Genomic DNA, 23,383 nt, shown 5'->3' with positions numbered 1-23,383 from the left:
CTGGACCTTCACGCTCTTTTTTAATCGATTAATTAGTCAGAGGAATCAGATTCCTCAAAGAATTTTGCAAGTCCGGCAAGTCGGGGATCGAGTTTTTCAGTTTTTTCCTGTTCCTCGATTACTTCCCAATCCTTACCTGACTGGGGTGCGCCTTCCTGACCAGCGCTATCATCACAAAACACCTGTATTGGAACTTCCAGCAGCAGGATTTCCCTGATGAGTGGTTCAAGATCAAGGACATCGCCTGTTACTTGATAAACTTCCTCATCAGCCTCGTAATCGTGGCTGTTTAAAAGGAAAGTTTCCGTGGTTTCAACATCAATTGGAAAATTTACGTCAACCAATGTCCGGGAACATGGAAGGATAAGATGGCCTTCAATCCGAATATGGAACGTCACTCTAGTGGCACTTATATCGGCCCTTCCAGTGAGGTGAATCGGAGAGACCTCACGGATCGTGGGATCTGTTTCCTTAACCGAATCCATCCGAACAATCTCGTCGATTAGAAAGTCCTTGTTTCGATGTTTTTGTATTTGACTTATTGTCCATTTCATAGAATCACCCCAAGGCAACAAAGGTAATTATAGCAACTCGTATAATCATTTGTCAATATTTTTTCTTTACACTATAATTTACATTATTACTGTAAATTAAACTTCTAGATAATGCAATATCCATATTACCACGAAGGAGCACAATAATGAAAGCTGTTGGCGTTGTTGTTGAATATAATCCTTTCCATAATGGTCATCTTTTTCATCTGCAGCAGGCTAAAGAGCAGTCGGGTGCTGATATAGCAATCGCAGCTATGAGCGGGAATTTCCTGCAGCGGGGCGAACCGGCGCTTGTTTCAAAATGGGCAAGAACCAGAATGGCTTTGTCTGCCGGTGTGGACATCGTCTTTGAGCTTCCCTATCGATTTGCCACCCAGCATGCGGAAATTTTTGCTGATGGTGCTGTGTCCATTCTCTCCGCAGCCGGCTGCAGCAGCCTTATTTTCGGCAGTGAATCAGGAGATTTGCGTGCATTTAAGCGGACTGTCCTATTTCTCGAAAAAAACAACGAACAATTTCAAGAAAATATTAAGTACTTCACATCAAAGGGAAATAGCTATCCCAAATCCATTTCTCTAAGCTTTCAATCATTATCACCATCAGAAACATTCATCGACATCTCAAGTCCAAACAACATCCTTGGTCTTCATTACATACAAGCAATCAACAGGCAGGAAAGCAGGATGCTGCCTGATACGATCACGAGAAAAAGCGCTGGCTATCATGATGAGCATTTTTCCTCAGCAACCATAGCCAGTGCAACTAGTATAAGGAAGGCTTTATTTGGAGCCTCTGGAGAAATGGATACAATAAAAAGCCTTGTCCCAGACTCTACATTTGAACAACTGGCACTATATAAAGAGAAGTTCGGCGGATTTCAGTCCTGGGAGAATTATTGGCATTTGCTAAAATATAAATTGCTCCAAAGCAGCCCTGCTGAAATAAGAGATTTTTATGAGGTTGAAGAAGGCCTTGAAAACAGGCTGTTATCCAAAGCTGCTTCATCAAAATCCTTCCATGAATTTATGGAATCCATCAAAACAAAACGCTATACATGGGCTCGACTCCAAAGAGTCTGCCTTCATATATTAACCAATACAAAAAAAGATGAGATGAAAAAAACCAAAAACACCGTCAATTATTTAAGATTATTAGGAGCTACTGAAAAAGGAAGAGAATATTTAAAGCAAAATAAGAAAATTTTTACTCTTCCTGTCATATCAAAGCTTTCTGCATATTCTGATCCAGATCTTGACCTTGATATCAAGGCGTCAAGAATCTATGCACTAGGCCAGAATGGCGAAGGACAAGAAGAACTTCTTCGCGAAGAATTTTCAAGACCTCCAATAATGTTGTAACTAGATGTTTAAAGCTGCACTGTCACAAAATAACCTGCTTTAAGCATGTCGCTGTTAATCTGGAATGTTGATTTCCGCTACAATCAACAGGTGCTAAAGATTAACATTGACCTTTAACACAGCCTTAAGTATTAAAAAAACAAGCTGATAAAATCAGCTTGTTTTTTCTTTTAAATTCTCCAGGTATAATACAGCATCTTCGAATGTGTTGACTGGTACGATTTTCATTTTGGTTTTGATATCCTTCGCGGCAATCATTGCTTCTTGATAATTCGAGTCCTTCGCACCCTCTTCATTAGGCGCAAAAAAGATTTCGGCACCAGCCTTGTCTGCAGCGACTACTTTTTGCTGGATACCGCCAATCCTGCCTACGATTCCATCTGGTGTAATTGTACCTGTACCAGCTATTTGGTAACCTTTAGTCAAATCCTCTTTAGTTAACTGATTGTATATTTCAAGTGAGAACATCAGACCTGCTGATGGTCCTCCAATTTCTTCTGATTGTACTGTGACATCCGGATCAACGTCGATTTCTTTGTCATCTACCAATTGGATACCGACAGCAGCACGATTGCTCCCATCCTCTAATGCTTTAAGCTGTACCTCTGCCTGATCTGTCTTTCCATTACGTTTATATGATAGCTTGACGACCTCTCCTGCCTTTTTGGAGCTGACATATTTAATAAACTCATCCGAAGACTTGAATGCTTTGCCGTCGATTTCAAAAACATGGTCACCTGGCATCAATTTTCCTTCAGCTGGCATTCCAGGCATGACCCTGAGCACATAGACTCCCTTATAAGTGTAATTCACTGGGATTCCCGCTTTTGTATACGCAACTTCGATTGCTGATGTTTTTGAGTCAGCCATCATGTGAAGCTGGCGGATGTTATATTCTTCATCGGACTCATCCTCGGCCCGGATATCTTCAACCGGATAGATCTCTTGATATTTGCTTAGCTTTGCGATGATGTAAGCATAAATATTCGCCTTCCCCATCCTTACAGTTGTCAGCATGAAGTTTCCCTCTTCCTCAAAACCGCCTTCAACCTTGATAATGGGCTCTAGTTCTTTCGCCATTCCCGGCTTTGTGACATAATAAGGCAAATAATATAGGGCACTCGCCATTAAAAGTATAGCTGCCAAGATGCTCAGCTTTATAGATGTTTTTCTTTTCATTCCGTCTGGGACTCCTTCCACTGCTCAATACACTGTTTTATCTTAGCTACATGCTTCTTCGCTTCTTCTTCACCAATTGCAATGATTTCTTCTATATTCGTAAAAGCTTTCGAATTATACATTTCTACTCTTGGCCTGATCATCACATCAGACGCAACCTCTCGATTGGCAACAAGCTCCATTTGCATTATATCAATGCTTTGGATGATCACATCAAAAATGGAGGTGATATCAACGTTCACTTTTACATGGGAGACATCAACGGCAACCACGAGGTCAGCTCCCATTTCCTTAGCAACGGAAACAGGAATTCTGTCCACTACCCCTCCGTCCACAAAAAGCCGTCCATCCAATTTTTCCGGGACAAAAATACCAGGGATTGCGATGCTTGCCCTGACAGCCTCTGCCACTGGCCCTTTCTTAAAAACAACCTTCTCTCCCGACATCAGGTCTGTTGCCACGATCCCGATAGGAATATCGAGCTCTTCGATTGTTTTTCCATGTGTAAAGATCCTAATTAACTCTTTTACTCTTTTTCCAGCAATAAACCCCATTTTTGGCACGGTAAAATCCAGATAATACTTTCGTTTAAACACTCTTGAAAGCTTATACAGCCTGTCGATGTCAAGACCCGCTCCATAAAATGAAGCAACAAGAGCCCCCATGCTGCTCCCCGCGATCAAATCAATGGGGATTCCCTCATCTTTCAATACCTTTATTACACCCAGATGGGCAAATCCTCTTGCGCCACCTGAACCAAGGGCTAAACCTACCTTTGGACGCGGCAAAGCTTTTTCCTCCCTTAGATCCTATATTTTAACCATACAAACTAAACTTGGTCTAATTTGCTGTTCAGCGAGTATATTGATTTATATGAGGACAAGGCAGACAACTGCACAAATATTTATGAAGTTGCTGCAAACCCTTTTCCTAAAGTAATTGGAAGTATTCAAGGATTCAAAAGGTCATTTGCTGAAAAAAGAATGGTTTGTTCAACTAACAAACAGCCGGGGTTGAAAATCCCCCTCTTATGAAGTTTTACTTTATTTTACCACTGTTTAAATAAGTTTCACAGCTACATACCACAAAAGGGAGGGTGAAAGGTGCTTAAATCCAGATTAAAAACGCTATTCCTTGCAGCCTCTGTCACTTTAATGGCTGCATCTTTAATATCTTTTCCGCAGGAATCCTTTGATGCCTCGATCAGAGGATTAAATATGTGGTGGGAAATCGTCTTTCCTTCCCTCCTCCCTTTTTTCATTGTTTCGGAAATGCTGATTGGTTTTGGTGTGGTCCGGTTTATCGGTGTCCTGCTCGAACCACTGATGAGGCCCTTGTTTAAGGTTCCGGGTGTTGGCGGATTTGTCTGGGCAATGGGCATGGCTTCCGGCTACCCTGCAGGAGCTAAATTAACTGCACGCCTCAGGCAGGAAAAGCAGCTGACAAAAATAGAAGCTGAAAGACTAGTATCCTTCACCAATTCATCAAACCCGCTGTTTATTTTTGGAGCTGTATCAGTGGGCTTCTTTTATAATGTACAACTTGGAATCATCCTTGCCTTGGCACATTATCTGGGTAATATCAGTGTGGGACTGATTATGAGGTTTTATGGAAAAAACGAGGAAAGTCAAAAAGAAACCGAGTCAAAGCTGTCTATTCGAGCTGCCTTCGCAGCCTTGCACAGGACAAGGATCAAAGACAACCGCCCAATCGGCAAGCTGCTTGGTGACGCTGTGACATCATCGATCCAAACCCTGTTAATGATCGGCGGGTTCATCATTTTATTCTCTGTCATCAACAAGCTCTTATTCCACTTACATATCACAGCTTTTCTAGCCAAATTCATCGAGATTGCATTAGGGATGCTTGGGATGACTGAAATGCTCAGCATGCCCTTTATCTCAGGTCTGTTTGAAATCACCCTGGGGAGCCAGATGACCAGCCAGGTTCAGGATGCTACTCTCATGCACCAGGCAATCATCACGAGCTTCATTCTCGCTTTCAGCGGTTTCAGCGTACAGGCCCAGGTTGCAAGCATCCTCGCACAGACTGACATTCGATTCCAGCCTTTTTTCGTGGCCAGAATCCTGCATGGTTTTTTTGCTGCTTTTTATGCCTTTATCTTATGGAAGCCGGTGTATGTGAGGTTCTTTGAAGGCGGACAGCCATCAAATGCCCTTCCTGTGATGGAATACCTTTCAACGGAAGGTGGCCGCCTTGCTGATGCCCATAATACGCTGATTACTGTCGGTCCCCTAATTACGATAGTAAGTTTAATTATGTATGTATTGATTCTCGGCAACCGCATATTAAGAAAAGCGTAAGCGTCTCGTAAAAGGAACGGCGACTAACTACGCCACGTCCTGTGGCAACGTCGCCGTCAGCACATCCTGTGCAAGTCCGACAAGCGCTGGCCGACTAAAACCGCCACGTCCTGTGGCAACGTCGGCACTAGGACATCGTGTCCGTCGAAGGGCCGGCCGGTGAAGTCGTTCTTTGACTTCATTGGGCGGACCGAAATCGAAATGTGTAGCCGACTGGCCAGAAACGCAGAAACTGGAGACTCCGACAAAGAAGCGCTTTTTGCTTCTGCCGGCGGAGTTGAAGTTTCTGCGTTTCTAGGAGGCGAAACTAGACAAGCGACTCGAGGGGCTAGGCGCTGAAGCTAGACATTTCTTGAAGTGAATTTTATGTTTCTTATCTTATAAAAGAAAAATAACGGGCAGAAATTCTGCCCGTTATTCTTTATTTCCTTTAAATTTGCTGATCAGTGCCTCTTCCACCTCTGGAGGAACTAATTCGGATATTTTCCCGTCATACTTGGCCACTTCTTTAACGATACTGGAGCTCAAAAATGAGTACTGGTTGTTCGTCATGATGAAAAAGGTTTCAATTTTATCATTTAATACTCTGTTCATTGAGGTGATCTGCATCTCATATTCAAAATCGGAAACGGCGCGCAGCCCCCTTATGATCGCATTAGCATTAACGCTTTCCGCATAGTCGACAAGCAGGCCCTGAAAGGAGTCAACTTTAGCATTCGGTATATTCTTAGTTACCATCTTGATGAGTTCAATTCTTTCATCCACAGAAAATAGCGGTTGTTTAGATGAGTTATTCAATACCACCACATATAACTCGTCAAAAACCTTTGCTGCCCTTGTAATGATATCGAGATGCCCGAAAGTAACAGGATCGAAACTTCCTGGACAAACAGCAATTCTTGCCACTTAGACTTCCCCCTCATCTTGTGCATCAAGCTTGTAAAGCGTTATGCCGATAATTCCATATTTCTCATTTCTAGATTGCTTTAACACGCCTATTCTTTCAGGCAGCTGAATATCTGAAGCATGCTCGCATACTATTAATCCTTCTTCATGGATCAGCTTTTCCTTTTCAATCATTTCAAGCAGTTTAACAAGCTGCTGTTTTTTGTAAGGAGGATCCAAGAATATGTAATTAAAGGTTAGATTCCTTTTCTGTATAGCTTTCAGTGCTCTGACAGCGTCATTCCTGTAAACCTCGGCGCTATTTTCAAGCCCGCATGACTTAAGGTTTTCATTGACAATATGTATCGCTTTGCCTTCACGGTCTACGAATATGACTTTTTCAAGGCCCCTGCTGAGAGCCTCTATTCCAAGTCCTCCACTGCCAGCAAACAAATCCAGGGCAATTCCACCTGTAAAATAAGGACCAATCATATTGAACAATGATTCCTTCACTTTGTCAGTTGTAGGCCTCGTACTCGTCCCGGGTACCGCCTTCAAAATACGGCCCTTTAAATCACCTGATACAACTCTCATCTTATGTACTCCTCAATTATGCAAATTACTCCCTTATCCTACCACACATACAAAAAATTAACCAAATAAGTGTATAACACTTCCTAAAGTGGAAATAATGAAAAATAACAACATCAATTCGAGGATGTTGTTGCCAACCGCGGAGAAGACTTACGTTTCCCCATAAGTTCTTCCTCCGGTTTCTCCTCTCCCTTTGCCTTCTATCCTGTTAAAATGGATGTAGAAGGACCCTGCAGATTTTGCAGGGCTTTTTTTTGCCTTCTTTTAAGGCAGATTAGATAAGGATTTCCCCAGATTACAGGGATAGAGCGATTTCCTCTTCACTTTCGTCAACCGACACTTTAAAAAGAGCTTGGAGCCAATGCCCCTCAATATATACAGTTCCGCTAATAATCTTAAAGGGGTTTTCCAGTAAGCCAAAATTTTTCCCATTCATTACAAAAGTATTATTCTTTAAATTAAAGGAATACTTGCTGTTGTTAGATGTCACTTCAATCGAAGTCATCCGGGAATCGACATTTGTCTGGTTACCCAATGAACTCATTGTTTTTATGAGTGGGAATAATTTTGAGTCTCCTTCTAATAGAATATCCCAATCCATTATCTTTTGGCCATTCACAATGAGTCTCCTGCCATCATTAAAAAGCAATGGATAAAGACCTGATTCATCTTGTTTATTTAGGGTGAAGAATTTGGTTTCCATTCCCTTGATTGCAGCTAGCTGATCGTTAAGCTCAGTATAATCAATGCTTGTTTCAACTCCTGCGAGGATAAGAGTAAAGTCATTTATTTCTTCGGCAGTTAATTTAGTTTGAAGCTCTTTAACGATTCCCTGGCTTTTCGGATTGGATGCAGGTTGTTTTATGATTAATGAAGCAAGTGCCTCAAGCAGCCGTTTGTTGTTCTGGCCCAGTCCTTGAATTTTCTGAGAAAGGAAAGATATCGCCAATTGCTGTTCAAGTTCATTTTTCGATAGGCTGCTCGCAGCAAGAAGAAGACCATTTCCATGGAAGTTGCGATTTTCACTATTAAAGATTACTGATAAATGATTTTTATCAGCAAGACCTTTAAGACTATCAAATTTGTAGATTCCAGGCTGTTCTTGGGAATTGCTGTAGTACTGGATTCCTTTTTGACTCGAGAATTTCTCGAGGCTCCTGTTCTGCCAATAAAGGGAGGGGTTTTCTCCCAATCCTTCAAAGACATAGTATTTCACGACTTCCATTTGCCTATAGCCCTTTAGAGGCAGACCTGCGACCCATGTTCCTTTCCGATGGATCCTATCCACTATTTCAATTCTTGTTGAAGCTATCTCCCGCTCACTAAACGAAACAAGCCAGTCGTTCAAGATATACTCTACTGCTGCTGAATCAGATTTTATGAAATATTCAAATTGAAGATCATCTCCTTTAGCTTTTATTGATTGCGTTTCTAAATCATTCTGGCAAGGCACACCCTCTGAATCTTTACAGACAAGTTCTGAGGCCTGCTCTGGAATTATCGCACCATATCGGCTGCCATTTTGCAGGTTTTTGAATACCTGTTTAATTGTTAATCCCTTTTCGCCAACCTTGACTGTAACAGACTGTGTTATGCTTTCATCTGGGGTACTTGCCACCTGACTTGTATGATTCGAATAAATAATCCATTGCCATACTACTGTTACACTAAGAAAGATAAACAAAACGGATAAGATCAGAACGGAAACTTTTTTCATCGTCGTTCTCCTTGAAGTCTTTCTGAATCTGTATTTATAAAATATTTAATCTAATTTTAAATAATATAATAGGTCCACAAATTACAGTTTTATATAATTAAAATAACAAAAACAAGGCCCAGGAGTAAGTTATTTTTAGAAAATAGTTTCAAATATGGAAGATCATCAGGAATGCCTTCAAATTTTTAGCTGTAAATGATAAAGTATGATGGAATGATATGTTGGAAGGGGATTTTAAGATTGATTCAGCGTTTTATTGAGCTAGGCGAAGGATATTCCGATATTTACGAACTGATTGAAACCGCTAAAGCGAACCGCAATCGACTGATGCATTTAATGGCAATCCATTCAAAGATAAATAATAAAGACGTCACCTCACTTATTGTTATCCTTAAGCCGACTAATCCTGGCAGCTTTCAGGCAATGTATGTTTGCAGGGAAGGGATTCCCAATCCGCATGTGCTGAAAAACAAAAGATATGACTTGTTTGCAGAGCTGGCAGCAGAATTGGACAAAACAATCATTGAGTTCGATGCAAAGCCATCAAACCAATTCGCAGAGAAAGACTTGTATTATCAATATTTAATAGGCATTCTCCGGCTGAACCACTATATCCCGCCCATGCAATAGCCTGATCAGGCAAAAATACAGAAAAAAGGTGAGGAGTTACTCCTCACCTTTTACCTTTTTTATATACCCATTTTATAATCATATTCCTTCGCTTTATCGGGTGAAGAGTTTTCGAATTCCATTTTTAAGAATGGCTTATAAGAAGGTTCCACCTTTTTAACAAATGAATATGAACTGATCTTTTCCATTAACGCCTCTGTCTCTTCAAGGTTGCAATAGATCACGGCATATTTAAGTCTTTTCGAGACAAAATGAACATTTCCAAATCTTCTAAGCATCTTGGCTTGTTTCAGTGAATAGAGCCAGACGATTATTCCTTGCCTCTGTCCTATCATATTCTTGGTTCCCCTTTGGTAAACGTTTGCTTTGTAATAGTCTAGCATATAAAAACCTAAGTTTTCAATAATGAATATCCAGTTTGCCCCTTTTGTGGTTATTGCGTATGATGTTAAGAATAGCTTAAGGGCTTATAAAAGCATTCCTGGATGAATGAAAATTGAAAGCTGGCTGCTCACTGGAGCGGGACAAATAAAGAATTTTATAAGGTGATTATATGGATATTGAAGTAATATGGAAACTATTTTTAAAAATGCTTTGTGAATACGATTCAGTTGCTCAAGCAACTTACAAAAAGTCCGCAGGTATCCCCTTCTTGTATATCCATGCGAATGAACATCCAAGCAAAAATGAACTGGAAAAAGCCATAAGGCAATCAGCAGCTGGAGCTATGAAAGGCAAACAGCTTCATAGCGAAACCGAGTTTATCAGAACTGAAGATCATCTCTTTGTATTCCGCCATCGCTTCTATGTCCCGCAGAGAAAAATGTTCTGCTGCGGAAACGTATGCCCAGATTGTATAAGACTTAAAAACCAGGAATAACGCACAGCAACGCGTTAAAGCAGTGGGGGTCAGACCCCCACTGCTTTAACGGGGTAAAGAAAAGAGCATGGATTCGGTCCATGCTCTTGCTGATCTATTATGCGGAACATCCACAGCTTCCGCCGCTGCCACAGCCGCCGCTGCAGGAGCTTTCGAAGAAAGGGTTCCCAGTCGGCACTTTCACGCTTTCTGAGACTGACCTGCCGATAATGACACTTACTTCATCAAGAAGCCCTTGAAGGTCATTCTCAGCTTTCTTGAACTCCGCTACGACCTCATCCATATCAAGATCCCTTTTAACGATGCGAATCTTGCCCATAACTTCCTTATAGTCAGGATGATACTTTCCGAACCGCTGGACTTCCTCGTAGCGATCCTTCATATCCACAAACTCGTGAATCTTTCTTTGAGTTTCAGGATCGTTTTTAACACTATATAAACATTGCCGATAATGCTCGGCAATATCAGATTGCAAAATCATGCTGACAAGTTGTTCAGCTTCTTCTAATAACATAACTCTTTCTGATGTAACAGCAAGCAATGCTGGCTCACCTCCAACCCCCATTTTACCATGAATCTGCCAGAAATGCGAAATTTTCTGGTACGCTGCATTTTAAGATAGCCGAGGCAAAAAATTAAAGCTCTCTTCACACAGAAGAAAGCTTCATTATGATTGGGAGTTCATGCTTGAGAACATATGCATCATCATTGATGCCATCTGGACACTATTAGAAAATTTCTGTACTTTATGCGGAATGGTTTTCTCGAAATGGTGGAGCGCAGCAATCTGAGCAGAGTAAATGTCACGTGGGTCTCTGCTAAGCTTTCTATACCAGTGTGGCTGGGCTCGGACAAACTCAATCAATTCTTTATTGGACCGCAATTGCTCTATTACCTCTTTTCTCATAGTTAGCTCCTTCCTAATCCTTCCTGAATGAAAAAGGATGTCCCGGACCAGAGCTTTTTGCAGACTGCTGGCCTCCCTTATTTCCCTGGAACTGCGAAAGTACCCCTTGAATCGCTCCAAGTGCCTGACTGATGTTAGAGATTTGTCCCTGCAATTGTTCTGGATCCATATTTTTCACCGCACCCATGATGGTTCCAAGCCAATCAGTTTTCTTTTCCTGTCCTTCTACTGAATCTTTATTTTCACTGGTTTTGCTGCTGCTCCATTTAGGGTCATCCTCACCAAGCAGATACCAATCCTCGTACAACTCCTGCCAGGTCGAGTTCCCTTTTCTCACTTCCTGGATGAGTTCAGGATGATCCTTCACAAACTCCTTGAATTTTTGAACAGAGGGATGAAGACTTTTTTTGGCCATCACTTTTTTCACCTCGCTGTGTAACAAATGCCTATAATAACTTATGATTTACATTTCCGATTGGTGAGGAAAATGCCCAATAAATATTGACTGTATTTTTATCTTTCACAGACGTTCTTGTTCATCAATTTTTTTTAAAGTGTTAAAATAAAAAACAGAATGTAAATGCTGGCTATTTTCGCTAAGATCCTACTTTTGCTACAAGGTTTGTAAGTGGGGCAAATATCCTTTTTAATACGAAAAGGGCCATATAGAAAGAGGTAAATAGATAGATGGAAAAAGAATTGCAACAGCTATTAGAAGAATGCATCTCACTCTCCAGCGAACAAGATTTAGAAACTCTCCAGGTCGTTTTGTCAGGTGTCAAAAATAAACTTACAGGAAAAAACAGTACATTCATAGATGGCCTCCTTCACATGGATAGAAGACTGGATAATGAATCATGTGAGATTGACATACCAATCACGAAAATGCTCGATAATACCCTTGGCATCGTGCATGGCGGCTTTACTGCCACGGTGCTGGATACCGCAATGGGAACTCTCGCGAATAAGATTCTCCCTGAAGGATATGCTGCAGTCACATCACAGCTTAATATCCACTATCTGTCGCCTGGCATCGGAAAACGCCTGCACTGCAAAGCGACTATTGTCCATAAAGGCAGAAGTACAGTTGTTGTTGAAGCGGACGTATTAAGATCTGACGGCAAGAAAATAGCGCATTCTTCAGGAAGTTTTTTCGTCGTGGAAAAACAACACAAATAGGGTGATTTAATGGTTACGGCAATTGTAATCCCAATCGTACTTGCTTATTTTTACTGGCTTACCAGGAGAGAAATGCAGGAAAATTACGAGGAGTGGATTAAGTTAGAGGATATTCCTGAAGAAGCAATTGTTAGCGGAAAAATCATCGATGTAAGCGAACGGAAAGAACGATTCTATTATCACAGGTTCAACCATATTTCTATCATGAAGATCCAGACTGGCGTGAAAGAAATATATGTAAAAAAGGTGACCCCTTTGCGTAGCGAAGTTCAAATACCAGTATTTAAAGCAGGTGAAGTTGTACATTTATACGGGAATTGGAAAGAAGGACAGTTCTCGATCAATCGTGCCATAAAACAAGAAAAAGAAGCCTGACAAAAATTTATCAGGCTTCTTTTCCTTAAATAGATAAAGTTATGATAGCTATTACTCTTCCCAGCGTTTCACAAAATTCTGTGTGTAATGCTTTCGGTAAACACCGACTCCCAAGTGTGTAAATTCATTATTTAGTAAAGCTTCCCGGTGGGATTCACTGTTCAGCCAGCCTTCTACGACTGCTGGGGCATCCGTATAGTTGGCCGCAATATTCTCTCCTGCCAGCTCGTACAACACATCTGCTGCTTTTAAACGATCTGAAAGATTCCCGAATTTTTCGGACTCATGTGAAAAGTATTCCTCTTCTGCCATGTCTTTGCTGTGAGCATATGCAACTTCTGCTGTTTGGTCATCCCATTGGAGATTTCCTAATGCGTGACGTGACCTCATTACATTAGTGATATCGAGGATTTGTTTTTCCGTCCCAGCTTCAATTCTCTGCCAATCCTCTTCAGATGGCTCTGTAGGTTCTATTAAGTCACCCCTGTATACCATTTCATACGGCCTTTGCTTTACGAACGTGTCTTTATCCATATAGCGAATGCTGGAAACAGACCCGGTAAATTTGTCTATATACAGCTGTACGAAGTATTCACCCATTTTTACGATTGGCCTCGTATTCATATCCTGCTCTGAGAGTTCAAATTTATAAGTGCTTCCATTTAGTTCAAATGTAACTTCAGGTTCGATAACATTAAGGGCAAAAATTTCATCTACAGGCTGTCCAATTCTGAATGGCTCTACATTGAGAGCCGGACCTATGCCATAAGCAGTAACGACCCTTCCATTAAGGACTCCTGCCTGGATATATTGGTCAAGGTCATTATTGAATATCCACCAATGAAAACCATAAGCAGAAAGATCCACTCTTGATGGCTTTCCCAGGACAGACTTCAGGGCATCAATATCTTTACCCAAAAGCGACCCTACACCCTTTTCCGGCTGGCGAATTCCCCCATGAAGGCTCTGTTCACTGACCTTTTTATCAAGAGATTCATCTACTTTAGGCTTTGTTTCCTGTTCTAATACCAAGTCATCACCGTTATCCTTGGTGAACCCAAGATATAAGCCAATTATTAAAAATATTGCTGCAATGATTAAAATCCTTCCTATCGTGCGCAGATGGAAACCCCCTTTCTATTCAGCTCTGTTCGAATGTTTTATTGTTGATAACTATTAAGCATAGATCCATTCGTAAGAACATACAAGGCAGCAAAATGCTCTGAACCCTTTCTATCTCCATGATTCCCATTTTTCTAGAAATCTGCCTACTAGATTCTTTCTATTACTATATGAGCAATTTTTAAAATTATTATATCATTTAATGAGTTCTTTTTGATAGAAGCATTGAATTCGCAGCGAAAAACATTATAAACATCTTCATTTGGATTACTCAGCAGTCCGCTTTAACCGAAAACAAAAGAGGGTGTCCCAAAAGGTTTAAACTTTTAGGACACCCTCTTTTTATTTTTAGGACTGCAGTATAAATGGGACATTGATTTCCGCTCCAGACCCTTCGCTTTTTGCGAGGCTGGTGCTGAGCCATGTTTTACTGCAGTTGGCTGCCAGGTTCAGATATCTCTGAAAGTGCTTGCTGCGCCTGGTCATCGGTAAGTTCATCTATAGCAAAGTCTCCCAAAGCCACAATTCCTATAAGTTTATCTCCATCCACAACTGGCAATCTTCTGACCTTATGCTGTGCCATAAGCTTTGTTGCTTCCTGTGTTGACATGTCTGGTGTGGCAGTGACCAGATGGTTGCTCATGACTGCCTCTACTTTAGAAGATGGCGGGTGCTTCTCAGCTATGCCCCGAATGACAATATCCCTGTCGGTAATCATTCCAACCAGCCTGTCTCCATCTACAATTGGAATAGCACCTACATTTAATTCCTTCATCTTCACAGCAACCTCGAAGACATTATCCAGCAAAGTACATGTTTCAACATCACTAGTCATGATTTCACGAATTTTTCGCACCTCAGGATCCTCCTTTTGTAAAAGCTTTGCTTCGCTTTACTTTACTTTAGGATTTCCCGGACAAGGCATTTTATGCTGGAAAGTCTACATAATTCTAGCTTACCTATCAGATACTATCTTTGCCGCGAGTTAAAAGACTAGAAATTGACCATTATTTTGGCGAGATTGACGATCAGTGCGTGCATCAGTTTTAAAGACTTTTCAAGTGAAAAAAATAAGGCTCAAAATTTGGGCAGCTCTCGATAAACGACCGATGGCTGAATCTTAGAAACATCAGCAGTTGAAAAAAAACCAAAGTGATTGAAGTTTCACTTTATATTCATTGCAACTTATTCAATTTTTTACTATTATTGAAACTGAGATATAATCTTTTTTTAGTATATTTTAGCAGTGGTTTTTTAGGAGGGAATAAGATGAAATTTGAAAATACCGGCATTGAAACATTAAAGGCAGACTTAAACCGTCTTGACGAGGTTATGCTTGAGCACGGTCTTGTACGTGAAGGGCAATGGGATTATGAACGTGTAACTTATGACAAGAAGTACGAGATCAAAGAAGGTACATACTATCTTCGCGTTCAAGGCCATGTACATGAAGGTGACGTTGGGGCTCATAAAGCAATCATTCAGCTGATGACTCCATTGCTTGGAAAACATTATTATCCGCATGGTGTGGAATATGGTGAAGGTGAACATTTCCCTAAAACACTTGTAAGCCAGTGCGATAAGCTTCTTAAAGATGTTAAAGCAGAAGTCGAGAAATTCGCATTATAGGAGCTAAATATCCAATATGTGAAAAAGAAGCCCACAAGCTTTCTGAACACAAAAGACGCATGCAAATGCGTCTTTTTTACATCCGATGTATTCCAGTAATAATAATATCCACGCGCTGCACTTTAAACGAAGTTAACAACAGAATTTCCTCCATGATTTTATTCTGCAGTTCCAAAGCATTGTGAAAAATGGATAATTCACTAACCCTCACGCTTACATGAATTTTAACATTTATTATTTCTTGATCAATTTCTACTATTACCCCATGGTCAGAAAGAACATTCTTTCTTAATTTTGAGGATATGCTTGTTCTCTTCTTGAACCTAGATTGCTTAAAATAGTGGCATTCGTTAATATTGGCGTGAACAATCGCACAGACAGCACTGCATACCTCCCTTAAAAATGGCGGCATGATGTTCTTAGTGTTCTTCATTGCCCCACCCCTTATTATTGAAGGCTGATTTCACATAGATTCTTTTTATATTTCGACTTTATTCCGTATATTAATTAGATTCAATTTCATTTCTTATGTCTCGAGAAAGAAGTGTTCATTAAATAGGCGGAAAAGAAAAGGAACATTGTCCTCAAAAATTGCATAGAAATAACGGTTTAACGTTGATTTTTGTTGTTTCTTATATTAAATGCGTACTATAATTTAAATGTTAAGGTTTTTTAATTTTTGGCTCTGTTAAACAAGGCTGTTGATTTTCGTTCCAGGCGCTTCGCTTTCCGCGGGGCTGGCGCTGAGCCTCCTCGTCGCTTCGCTCCTGCGGGGTCTCACCTGACCAGCTTAGCCCGCAGGACATTGATTTGCTTCCTTGAATCTGCCCACGCACGATGGAAATGCGGTAGCATTTTCGGAGGAGTCTGCGCGCCTTCCACTACAATCAACAGATTTTAAAAACAACATTGGGCTTTAACAGAGCCTAATTTTTAGCTGTCTTCAATCAACAAGTTTCCAAATCAACACTAACCTATAAACAGCATTTTTAGCTGAAAGGCTTATAGGGCCAAAATATTTTGTTTGTCATGTGGTATATACTCAAAAGGAGTATAGAAAGGAGTTCCCATTGTCCGGTATTTTCACTAAACGATTCATCATCATAACATTGATTGTCATGCTTGTAGCTGCAGCGCTTTACGTCATCCTGCCAGTATCTATTCCGCTTATTGTTGCACTGATCACAGCTCTATTTCTTGAACCAGCGGTTGTGTATTTCCAGAATAAATTCAAAATAGGTCGCCGCCTCTCTGTACTCGGCATCTTTTTATTATTTGTTTTGCTTATGGTAGTGACCGGTTACTTCCTAACCACGACGGCAGTAACAGAAGCAATAGACCTTATCGAGAACACGCCAGTATACATAAATGAAGTTACGAATGCCTGGTACAAAGCAGAAAACAGTTTTGTGGAAGCAGCTAATGATCTTCCTAAGGAAGTAGTTATAGAAATAAGCGACCGGGCTGAGGAATTTTTGACTAAGCTCAAAAATGACATGATCGCCTTCATTAATATAAATAATTTGAAGGCATTGCTGACCTATATCCCTAACTTTCTGATCAGTTTCCTTGTCTACTTGATTGCATTAGTGTTGTTCTTGCTTGAATTACCAGCATTAAGACAAGGGGTATACAGCCATTTAACTGAGAAAACGGCTGATAAGGTCCACTTTATGACTTCAAGGCTGTCATATGTCGTATTTGGATTTCTAAAAGCACAATTTCTGGTCAGCGTCATCATATTCATCGTATCCTTGATTGGCTTGCTCTTCATTGCGCCGGAATATGCTATTGTTATGTCTGCTATCATATGGGTGATTGATTTTATACCGCTCATCGGTTCAATTGTCATATTGGCACCATGGTCCATCTTCCACCTTGCTACAGGCAATATTGCGCTCGGAACCCAGTTGGCAGTACTGGCAGTCATTTTATTAATCATCCGCCGCACAGTGGAGCCAAAGGTAATGGGAAGCCATATCGGCCTTTCCCCACTTTCAACACTGATCGCCATGTACCTGGGCCTAAAACTGTTCGGTATTCTGGGCTTCATCATCGGTCCGCTGATCCTTATTGGCTTCAACTCTGCTAAAGAAGCCGGCATTATTAAAATGAAATTTAAAATATAGCAAAAAAACCCGGGGCTTTATAGCACCCGGGTTTATCAATATATTTCGATATAGTGGCTGAATAAAACGAAGATGAACTCATTCCCCTAAACTTTTGGCTCGATTAAAAGAAGTCATAGAAAAAAGGCTTAAATAGAGGAATCTTTTTCTCCAAGTCCTCTACTTCCTCAAAATTGCCTCTGAGCATATCCATGTCATACAACTCCAATGGCCGTTTATAGCCGAATAGCATAGCGGTAAGGGCGTTCACATTAAGCTGCAGTCCTCTTTGCGGCGGCTTTACACAAGAACTTCCTGCTTTAACAGGATAGAATGTAACACCCTCTTCCCCTCCTATTAAAAAGGTTCCATTATTCCAGGATGCCATAGAGTCTTCTAAATGTAAAAAGACTTTACTGCCATCATCATGAAAAGGATAGGACTCTATTGCTTTTTTAGCATTTACAATCCTGCCCATAAAATAAGGATATACCTCTGTCTTAAGCTTAGGCGTTGATAAAAAATAAGGAAAGGGTTCATGCACTGAAAGCCGCATTTCAACCCTGTCTATCATTGAATCATGCTGACAGATGTAGTTCCACAGACCAAGCCGTGCTTCATGATCTAGAGGTACGTATTCCTCGACCTTCATTACTTGATCGCTTATATCATATAAAAGATAACCTGTTGGTTCATTCTGAGAATTATAGTAGACAGCAGCAGTCTGGCTGCCATATATACTGTTCTGCCACCAGCTAAGATCCCTTTCAAGCATTGCACTGTGCCTCGCAGCATATTGATCATAAACCAATTCTATATCAGGGGAATGGGACTCTTGTTGATACCTCTTAATTTTACCTGTATAGTCCCCAATGGGTTTCAAATCGTTTTTTCCAATCTGGATAGTCCGAAAATCAGAGATGATTTCCCAGCCAAACCTTCTGTAAAAATGGATATCGAATGGGTGAAGGAATGAAACAATATGATTTTCTTCATACATCACTTCAAGTGATTTTTTCATTAGCGCGTTTACATATCCCTTTCGCCTGTGCTCTGGATAAGTTGCCACACCAGCAATCCCTCCCATTTTCCAATCCATTTTACCAAGCTTGATTCTCAAAGATAAAATATGTAACTTTGAAGCAAGCTCTTCACCATTAAAAATGCCAAGCAGCCTATGCTGTTTTAATTTTTCTAATCTCTTTGGAATATCTTTTTCCGGAACTTGATATTGGAATGCATACATGGATAGTTTCATCGATTGTATAAAATCTTTCTCTGATAACACTTTGATTTCCAAACTAATCTCACCCCTTATTTATCAATATTTCGGTTCAGAACCTTTAAACCCTTCAAATAAATAAAAAAACATTGCTTCACGCAATGTTTTTAAAACGAAAATTAAAATCCAAGTATGGCTTTTATAACAGAAGTAGTTTCTCCGCCTTTATAAAATACATAAAGCAGCATGTAAACTGCTACTCCGGTAATCGCGGTAAAGAACCACACGATACTTGTAATTGGACCTAATTTGCGGTGACGTTCAAGCTTGTTCTTATAGCCTGTGTACAAGGAGATAATTCCAAGAACAGCACCGATTGTTGCCAGTGAAATGTGAAAGATCAAGAAAATGGTGTAAAAAATCTTGATATTGTCTGGTCCTCCAAATGATGTATTGCCGATAAAGATTGTCCGAGATGCGTATATAATAAAGAATATTAACGCAAATATTCCAGCCAGCATCATTGTCTTTTGGTGTTTCTCAATTTTTCGTTGTTTTATCTGGGCCCAGCCGATCGCAACAAAGATGGCACTCAAAACGATAAACGATGTGCTGATCGTTGGCAAGATTGGTAAATTCGACATGTAAATTCCCTCACAATCATTATTTCTCCATAAGGTTAATTGTAGGTGACAGGAGTTATTTTTTCAATCATTGATTCTAATCAATGTAAAATAAAAATGGCTTCCCACGATCTGGAAAGCCATAATTTATTCTCGATTACTCTACTGTTTGCGGAGCACGTGCCAGATTTATAGCATCCTGCTCAGTCTGGTCCTCTTCACTTCGGAACCATTGGAAAAATGCATATCCAAGGAAGAAACCATAAACGAGTTCCTGGATGACTTTCATGATTACTCCACCCAGCCGCTGGTCTTCCAGCAACGACATAGAACTGAAGGTTTCCGGACCACTAAGATTGAGCGAAGAAAGAGTTGTTGTTGGTACACATAATTGCAGAGCCTGTGCCCATGCATTGGGATCCGAAAAAGTAGCATACATTGGAGCATCAGCAAAAATAATTAACGCACAGGCAGGAGTTATCAGTACACCATCGGCAAAGATATACCCCATCTTTTTAACACCAGATAATGTCTGATATTCTTCCAGTTCATTTATGAGCGGCCACCACATTAGTATAGCAAAAACAAATAGAATTGAAGTATACCCGGCATGAAGCCACATATCCGTTTTGACAAAGTCAAAAACAAGCGGAATATGATAAATTGAAAATATTCCATTAAACATGATTAAGGCAACCAGCGGCTTAGTTAAAAAACGAAAAACCGGCTCAATGTATGGAAGACTTAAAAATGTCCTCCAAAGCCAATTAGGCACACCAAAAATCAATAGAGGAGGTGCAATCAAATAAAGGACCGACATCTGGATCATGTGCATATAAAACATGATGTGGCTCATTAAATCTACAGGTGAACCTTTTATTGAATAGAGCACGATGATGAAGGCAGTAAAATAAGCAGCCTGCTTTTTCGTAGCTGGTACTCCATCCTTAAACCGTCCGAAATATTTAAAAACAATAAGGTAGTAAGCTATTAATAATCCTGCTAGTGCAAGGAAAAAAAACGGGCTCCATAAGGCTCTGAATCCAAATATATCTAGAGTAAGCATAATCTTTTCCACCCCGTCTAAATAAAAAACTTTACTTCCATTATACTTTCATTGGAATACAACTTCAACGTATTGCGTCTTCCATTAAATGCTAGAGCAATAGCATTCAAAGAAAAAATCGGCTTTTTTGGCCGATTTTTTCTTTGAATTATTTTTTTTAAACCTTACCACCAAATAATGGTCGTAAAAGTCAGGACTGTGATTGCTCCGACAAGTACTCCGGAGTATAGGAATAATGAAACTGCTTCATGTCCTTTGTGGCTCATGTGCATGAAATAGTAAAGCTGGAAAATAACCTGAACTACTGCAAGCAGCAGAATAAATGGTACTGTAAACCAGCCTGAAAATCCTTCATATCCTACAGCAACGAAGGCAATGATTGTCAAGAAAATCATCAATGTGAAAGAAACGATTTGGTATCTCATCTCTTCGGCGCTTTTTTTGCGACGATATTCGATGTCTACTCTTGGGTTCCCTGAACTTGGTTGTTGATTCGCCATCAGATTATCCCACCATTCCCATTAGATATACTACTGTGAAGATAAATACCCACACAACGTCGATGAAGTGCCAGTAAAGGCTGGCAACATAGAACTTAGGAGCGTTGTAGAGATTTAATCCACGCTTTGAGTTACGAACCATTAATGTAGTGATCCATAGTAAACCGAAAGCAACGTGACCACCATGGAAGCCTACTAATGTATAGAAGGCTGATCCAAATGCACTGCTCGTGAATGTATGGTGAAACTCATGTACATAATGATTGAACTCGTAAATTTCCAAACCAAGGAAAGCTGCTCCTAAAAGGATCGTTAATCCTAACCAAAGCTGCATTTTCTTGAAGTTGAAGTTCTTCATGTGATACATAGCATATACACTTGTTAAAGAACTTGTAAGGAGCAGCATTGTCGCTGCAAAAGCAATCGGAATTTCGAATAGGTCTTTTGCAAGAGCCATTTCTGCATTTGGAACTTTGTCTTTTAGTGCAAGATAAGTGGCGAAGAGAGTGGCAAACAATACCGTCTCTCCCCCAAGGAAAAACCAGAAGCCCAAAAACTTGTTCTTTGCTTCGAGGGTTGCTTTTTCAGGCGCGGCAGGCCATGTTTCATAAGTGAATTTTTCTTCAGCTTGCATTATGCCTTTACCCCCTTATCATTATCTTCATCAATTAAGTCTTCTTTATGAATGTGGAATCCATGATCATCCTTAATAGAACGTACGAACATAGATCCTAAAGTAATAGCCATACCGAGAATCAGAACGAGAAGTCCCCAATCTTTTTCTGCGTGGTACGTAGCCCCAAATGCAGCAACGAAAAGTCCAAATGACGTTACGAATGGAAGGAAAGAATTGTTAGGCATATGGATATCTCCAAGCGGTTCAGCTGGAGTCATGACTTTTTTGCCTTCCATTTTTTCTAGCCAATATGCATCCAATCCACGAACTAAAGGAAGCTGCTTAAAGTTGTAGAATGGCGGTGGTGATGGAATAGCCCACTCAAGTGTACGGCCATCGCCCCATGGGTCATTCCCAACTTTTTCGTTTTTAACGGTAGTCATGATGACGTTGATTAATAGAACGATTACTGCAACAGCCATGAAGCCTGCACCAATAGAACTAATTAGGTTACCCATTTCAAATCCTTGTCCAGGAAGGAATGTAAAGATACGGCGTGGCATCCCCATCAATCCCAAGAAGTGCTGGATAAAGAATGTTAAATGGAATCCTATAAGGAATAACCAGAAAGTAATTTTGCCTAATGTTTCATTTAGCATTGTTCCAAACATTTTTGGCCAGTATAGGTGTGCTCCTGCAAATAGCGCGAACACTACACCGCCGACGATAACATAGTGGAAGTGAGCTACTACGAAATAGCTGTCGTGATACTGATAGTCAGCTGCAGCAGATGCAAGCATAACCCCAGTTACACCACCGGCAACGAATGAAGGAATGAAAGCAACTGCCCACAGCATTGGCGTCGTGAACTTAATGCTTCCTCCCCACATAGTGAACATCCAGTTAAAGATCTTAATACCAGTCGGAACCGCAATTGCCATTGTTGCTACCGCGAAAATAGCGTTCGCAATTGGTCCCAATCCAGTTGTAAACATATGGTGAGCCCATACCATGAATCCAAGGAAACCGATCAATACGGTTGCGAATACCATGGATGAGTATCCAAATAGACGTTTTCTAGAGAAAATGGAGAAAATCTCAGAGAAAATACCGAACGCTGGAAGAATCAAGATATAAACTTCAGGGTGTCCAAAAATCCAGAAAAGGTGTTCCCAGATAATTGTGTTACCACCCATCGTTGCATCGAAGAAATTAGATCCGAACATACGGTCAAAAATCATTAAGAATAAACCAACAGTTAACGGAGGGAATGCAAATAGGATCAATGCTGATGTTACAAAAGTTGCCCAAGTGAACATCGGCATACGCATATAAGTCATCCCTGGTGCACGCATGTTAATAATTGTAACCAGGAAGTTAATCCCACCCATTAGTGTTCCCGCACCGGAAATCTGCAATCCCAATGCGTAGAAGTCGATACCATGGCCTGAGGACGCAATGGATAGTGATGCGTATGAAGTCCACCCTGCATCAGGAGCTCCGCCAAGGAACCATGATAGGTTCAAGAAAACTCCACCAAAGAAGAACAGCCAAAAACTTAATGCATTCATGTAAGGGAACGCTACATCTCGCGCTCCAATCTGAAGCGGCATAACAGCGTTCATAAAAGCAAAAATAAGCGGCATCGCTGCAAGGAAAATCATTGTTGTTCCGTGCATAGTCAGAATTTCATTATAAAATCCTGCGCTTACAAAATCATTGTTAGGTACAGCCAGCTGAATACGGATGAATAACGCTTCCAATCCACCAAGGATAAAGAAGAATCCGCCAGCAATTAGATAAAGGATCGCGATTTTCTTATGGTCGACTGTTGTTAAGAACTCCCATATCGTAGCGCCGAATCCTTTTTTCTGAGCATAGGTACTCACAGTTTTACCTCCCTTTCAAACAAATC

Annotated in this window: 27 protein-coding genes; 8 read left to right on the top strand and 19 right to left on the bottom strand. The window is 40.5% G+C overall.

Annotated features, from left to right (window positions below):
- Nucleotides 1-32 precede the first annotated feature (32 nt).
- Nucleotides 33-554, bottom strand: coding sequence for a YceD family protein (locus tag AABM38_RS08195; RefSeq protein WP_423409945.1), 522 nt, complete (start codon nucleotides 552-554; stop codon nucleotides 33-35).
- Nucleotides 555-700: 146 nt separating this feature from the next.
- Here AABM38_RS08195 and AABM38_RS08190 point away from each other — a divergent pair, with 146 nt between their 5' ends.
- Entirely contained in the window at nucleotides 701-1,912 is a 1,212-nt protein-coding gene (locus tag AABM38_RS08190) for a nucleotidyltransferase (RefSeq protein WP_423409944.1), read from the top strand.
- 153 nt (nucleotides 1,913-2,065) lie between these two features.
- Here the strand turns inward: AABM38_RS08190 and AABM38_RS08185 are convergent, their stop codons facing one another.
- Both AABM38_RS08185 and AABM38_RS08180 read right to left on the bottom strand, forming a co-directional pair.
- A complete protein-coding gene (locus AABM38_RS08185) occupies nucleotides 2,066-3,091 on the bottom strand; it encodes a SepM family pheromone-processing serine protease (RefSeq protein ID WP_423409943.1) in 1,026 nt (341 codons plus the stop codon).
- Nucleotides 3,088-3,879, bottom strand: coding sequence for a patatin-like phospholipase family protein (locus AABM38_RS08180; RefSeq protein WP_423409942.1), 792 nt, complete (start codon nucleotides 3,877-3,879; stop codon nucleotides 3,088-3,090). The genes AABM38_RS08185 and AABM38_RS08180 overlap by 4 nt, the downstream gene beginning before the upstream one ends.
- A gap of 315 nt (nucleotides 3,880-4,194) precedes the next feature.
- Here AABM38_RS08180 and ylbJ point away from each other — a divergent pair, with 315 nt between their 5' ends.
- A complete protein-coding gene (ylbJ, locus tag AABM38_RS08175; protein WP_423409941.1) occupies nucleotides 4,195-5,415 on the top strand; it encodes a sporulation integral membrane protein YlbJ in 1,221 nt (406 codons plus the stop codon).
- A gap of 414 nt (nucleotides 5,416-5,829) precedes the next feature.
- On the opposite strand, the gene coaD is transcribed toward ylbJ, so the two are convergent.
- The 3 genes from coaD to AABM38_RS08160 form a co-directional block, all read right to left on the bottom strand.
- Complete coding sequence (gene coaD, locus AABM38_RS08170) at nucleotides 5,830-6,321, bottom strand: pantetheine-phosphate adenylyltransferase (protein WP_423409940.1); 492 nt, start codon at nucleotides 6,319-6,321, stop codon at nucleotides 5,830-5,832.
- On the bottom strand, nucleotides 6,322-6,894 hold the full coding sequence (gene rsmD, locus AABM38_RS08165; protein WP_423409939.1) for a 16S rRNA (guanine(966)-N(2))-methyltransferase RsmD: 573 nt from the start codon (nucleotides 6,892-6,894) through the stop codon (nucleotides 6,322-6,324). It lies immediately after the preceding gene.
- A 295-nt stretch (nucleotides 6,895-7,189) separates the two neighbouring features.
- Nucleotides 7,190-8,611, bottom strand: a complete 1,422-nt coding sequence (locus tag AABM38_RS08160; RefSeq protein WP_423409938.1) for a stalk domain-containing protein — start codon at nucleotides 8,609-8,611, stop codon at nucleotides 7,190-7,192.
- Nucleotides 8,612-8,851: 240 nt separating this feature from the next.
- Between AABM38_RS08160 and AABM38_RS08155 the strand changes: the two genes are divergently transcribed.
- Nucleotides 8,852-9,241 carry a DUF7147 family protein gene (locus AABM38_RS08155; RefSeq protein WP_423409937.1) on the top strand — a complete coding sequence of 130 codons (390 nt, stop codon included), beginning with the start codon at nucleotides 8,852-8,854 and terminating at the stop codon, nucleotides 9,239-9,241.
- 59 nt (nucleotides 9,242-9,300) lie between these two features.
- On the opposite strand, the gene AABM38_RS08150 is transcribed toward AABM38_RS08155, so the two are convergent.
- A complete protein-coding gene (locus AABM38_RS08150) occupies nucleotides 9,301-9,576 on the bottom strand; it encodes a YlbG family protein (protein WP_251483168.1) in 276 nt (91 codons plus the stop codon).
- A gap of 218 nt (nucleotides 9,577-9,794) precedes the next feature.
- Here AABM38_RS08150 and AABM38_RS08145 point away from each other — a divergent pair, with 218 nt between their 5' ends.
- The gene (locus tag AABM38_RS08145; RefSeq protein ID WP_423409936.1) at nucleotides 9,795-10,121 is read left to right on the top strand and encodes a hypothetical protein; all 327 of its coding nucleotides are present in this window, start codon (nucleotides 9,795-9,797) and stop codon (nucleotides 10,119-10,121) included.
- 97 nt (nucleotides 10,122-10,218) lie between these two features.
- Here the strand turns inward: AABM38_RS08145 and AABM38_RS08140 are convergent, their stop codons facing one another.
- From AABM38_RS08140 to AABM38_RS08130, 3 genes are all read right to left on the bottom strand, one after another.
- Nucleotides 10,219-10,686, bottom strand: a complete 468-nt coding sequence (locus AABM38_RS08140; protein ID WP_423409935.1) for a YlbF family regulator — start codon at nucleotides 10,684-10,686, stop codon at nucleotides 10,219-10,221.
- Nucleotides 10,687-10,788: 102 nt separating this feature from the next.
- Nucleotides 10,789-11,028 carry a YlbE-like family protein gene (locus AABM38_RS08135; RefSeq protein WP_335378529.1) on the bottom strand — a complete coding sequence of 80 codons (240 nt, stop codon included), beginning with the start codon at nucleotides 11,026-11,028 and terminating at the stop codon, nucleotides 10,789-10,791.
- Between the two features lie 13 nt (nucleotides 11,029-11,041).
- Entirely contained in the window at nucleotides 11,042-11,443 is a 402-nt protein-coding gene (locus AABM38_RS08130) for a YlbD family protein (RefSeq protein WP_423409934.1), read from the bottom strand.
- Between the two features lie 272 nt (nucleotides 11,444-11,715).
- Here AABM38_RS08130 and AABM38_RS08125 point away from each other — a divergent pair, with 272 nt between their 5' ends.
- Complete coding sequence (locus tag AABM38_RS08125) at nucleotides 11,716-12,207, top strand: PaaI family thioesterase (RefSeq protein ID WP_423409933.1); 492 nt, start codon at nucleotides 11,716-11,718, stop codon at nucleotides 12,205-12,207.
- Nucleotides 12,208-12,216: 9 nt separating this feature from the next.
- Nucleotides 12,217-12,582: a hypothetical protein gene (locus AABM38_RS08120; protein ID WP_423409932.1), complete on the top strand. Its 366-nt coding sequence runs from the start codon at nucleotides 12,217-12,219 to the stop codon at nucleotides 12,580-12,582.
- 51 nt (nucleotides 12,583-12,633) lie between these two features.
- Here the strand turns inward: AABM38_RS08120 and AABM38_RS08115 are convergent, their stop codons facing one another.
- Together AABM38_RS08115 and AABM38_RS08110 are read right to left on the bottom strand one after the other, a co-directional pair.
- Nucleotides 12,634-13,614, bottom strand: coding sequence for a CAP domain-containing protein (locus AABM38_RS08115; RefSeq protein ID WP_423409931.1), 981 nt, complete (start codon nucleotides 13,612-13,614; stop codon nucleotides 12,634-12,636).
- A 517-nt stretch (nucleotides 13,615-14,131) separates the two neighbouring features.
- Nucleotides 14,132-14,560 carry a CBS domain-containing protein gene (locus tag AABM38_RS08110; protein ID WP_423409930.1) on the bottom strand — a complete coding sequence of 143 codons (429 nt, stop codon included), beginning with the start codon at nucleotides 14,558-14,560 and terminating at the stop codon, nucleotides 14,132-14,134.
- Nucleotides 14,561-14,973: 413 nt separating this feature from the next.
- On the opposite strand from AABM38_RS08110, the gene AABM38_RS08105 reads away from it, so the two are divergent.
- Nucleotides 14,974-15,333: a YugN family protein gene (locus tag AABM38_RS08105; RefSeq protein ID WP_423409929.1), complete on the top strand. Its 360-nt coding sequence runs from the start codon at nucleotides 14,974-14,976 to the stop codon at nucleotides 15,331-15,333.
- Between the two features lie 76 nt (nucleotides 15,334-15,409).
- Here AABM38_RS08105 and AABM38_RS08100 read toward each other — a convergent pair whose 3' ends face one another.
- Complete coding sequence (locus tag AABM38_RS08100; protein ID WP_423409928.1) at nucleotides 15,410-15,766, bottom strand: hypothetical protein; 357 nt, start codon at nucleotides 15,764-15,766, stop codon at nucleotides 15,410-15,412.
- A 637-nt stretch (nucleotides 15,767-16,403) separates the two neighbouring features.
- Between AABM38_RS08100 and ytvI the strand changes: the two genes are divergently transcribed.
- Nucleotides 16,404-17,462, top strand: coding sequence for a sporulation integral membrane protein YtvI (gene ytvI / locus AABM38_RS08095; RefSeq protein ID WP_423409927.1), 1,059 nt, complete (start codon nucleotides 16,404-16,406; stop codon nucleotides 17,460-17,462).
- A gap of 103 nt (nucleotides 17,463-17,565) precedes the next feature.
- Here ytvI and AABM38_RS08090 read toward each other — a convergent pair whose 3' ends face one another.
- From AABM38_RS08090 to ctaD, 6 genes are all read right to left on the bottom strand, one after another.
- A complete protein-coding gene (locus AABM38_RS08090; RefSeq protein WP_423409926.1) occupies nucleotides 17,566-18,741 on the bottom strand; it encodes a GNAT family N-acetyltransferase in 1,176 nt (391 codons plus the stop codon).
- A gap of 101 nt (nucleotides 18,742-18,842) precedes the next feature.
- Nucleotides 18,843-19,307, bottom strand: coding sequence for a DUF420 domain-containing protein (locus AABM38_RS08085; RefSeq protein ID WP_335378539.1), 465 nt, complete (start codon nucleotides 19,305-19,307; stop codon nucleotides 18,843-18,845).
- Between the two features lie 136 nt (nucleotides 19,308-19,443).
- Entirely contained in the window at nucleotides 19,444-20,352 is a 909-nt protein-coding gene (ctaG, locus tag AABM38_RS08080; protein ID WP_423409925.1) for a cytochrome c oxidase assembly factor CtaG, read from the bottom strand.
- A gap of 164 nt (nucleotides 20,353-20,516) precedes the next feature.
- A complete protein-coding gene (ctaF, locus tag AABM38_RS08075; RefSeq protein WP_423409924.1) occupies nucleotides 20,517-20,852 on the bottom strand; it encodes a cytochrome c oxidase subunit IVB in 336 nt (111 codons plus the stop codon).
- A 4-nt stretch (nucleotides 20,853-20,856) separates the two neighbouring features.
- The gene (locus AABM38_RS08070; RefSeq protein WP_423409923.1) at nucleotides 20,857-21,486 is read right to left on the bottom strand and encodes a cytochrome (ubi)quinol oxidase subunit III; all 630 of its coding nucleotides are present in this window, start codon (nucleotides 21,484-21,486) and stop codon (nucleotides 20,857-20,859) included.
- The gene (gene ctaD / locus AABM38_RS08065; protein ID WP_423409922.1) at nucleotides 21,486-23,357 is read right to left on the bottom strand and encodes a cytochrome c oxidase subunit I; all 1,872 of its coding nucleotides are present in this window, start codon (nucleotides 23,355-23,357) and stop codon (nucleotides 21,486-21,488) included. The genes AABM38_RS08070 and ctaD overlap by 1 nt, the downstream gene beginning before the upstream one ends.
- Between the last annotated feature and the right edge of the window lie 26 nt (nucleotides 23,358-23,383).

The organism is Heyndrickxia sp. MSNUG (assembly GCF_049532715.1).
GTDB lineage: Bacteria > Bacillota > Bacilli > Bacillales > Cytobacillaceae > Mesobacillus.
The sequence above is the reverse complement of the archived record's forward strand: the minus strand, read 5'-3'. Positions and strand labels throughout refer to the sequence as shown.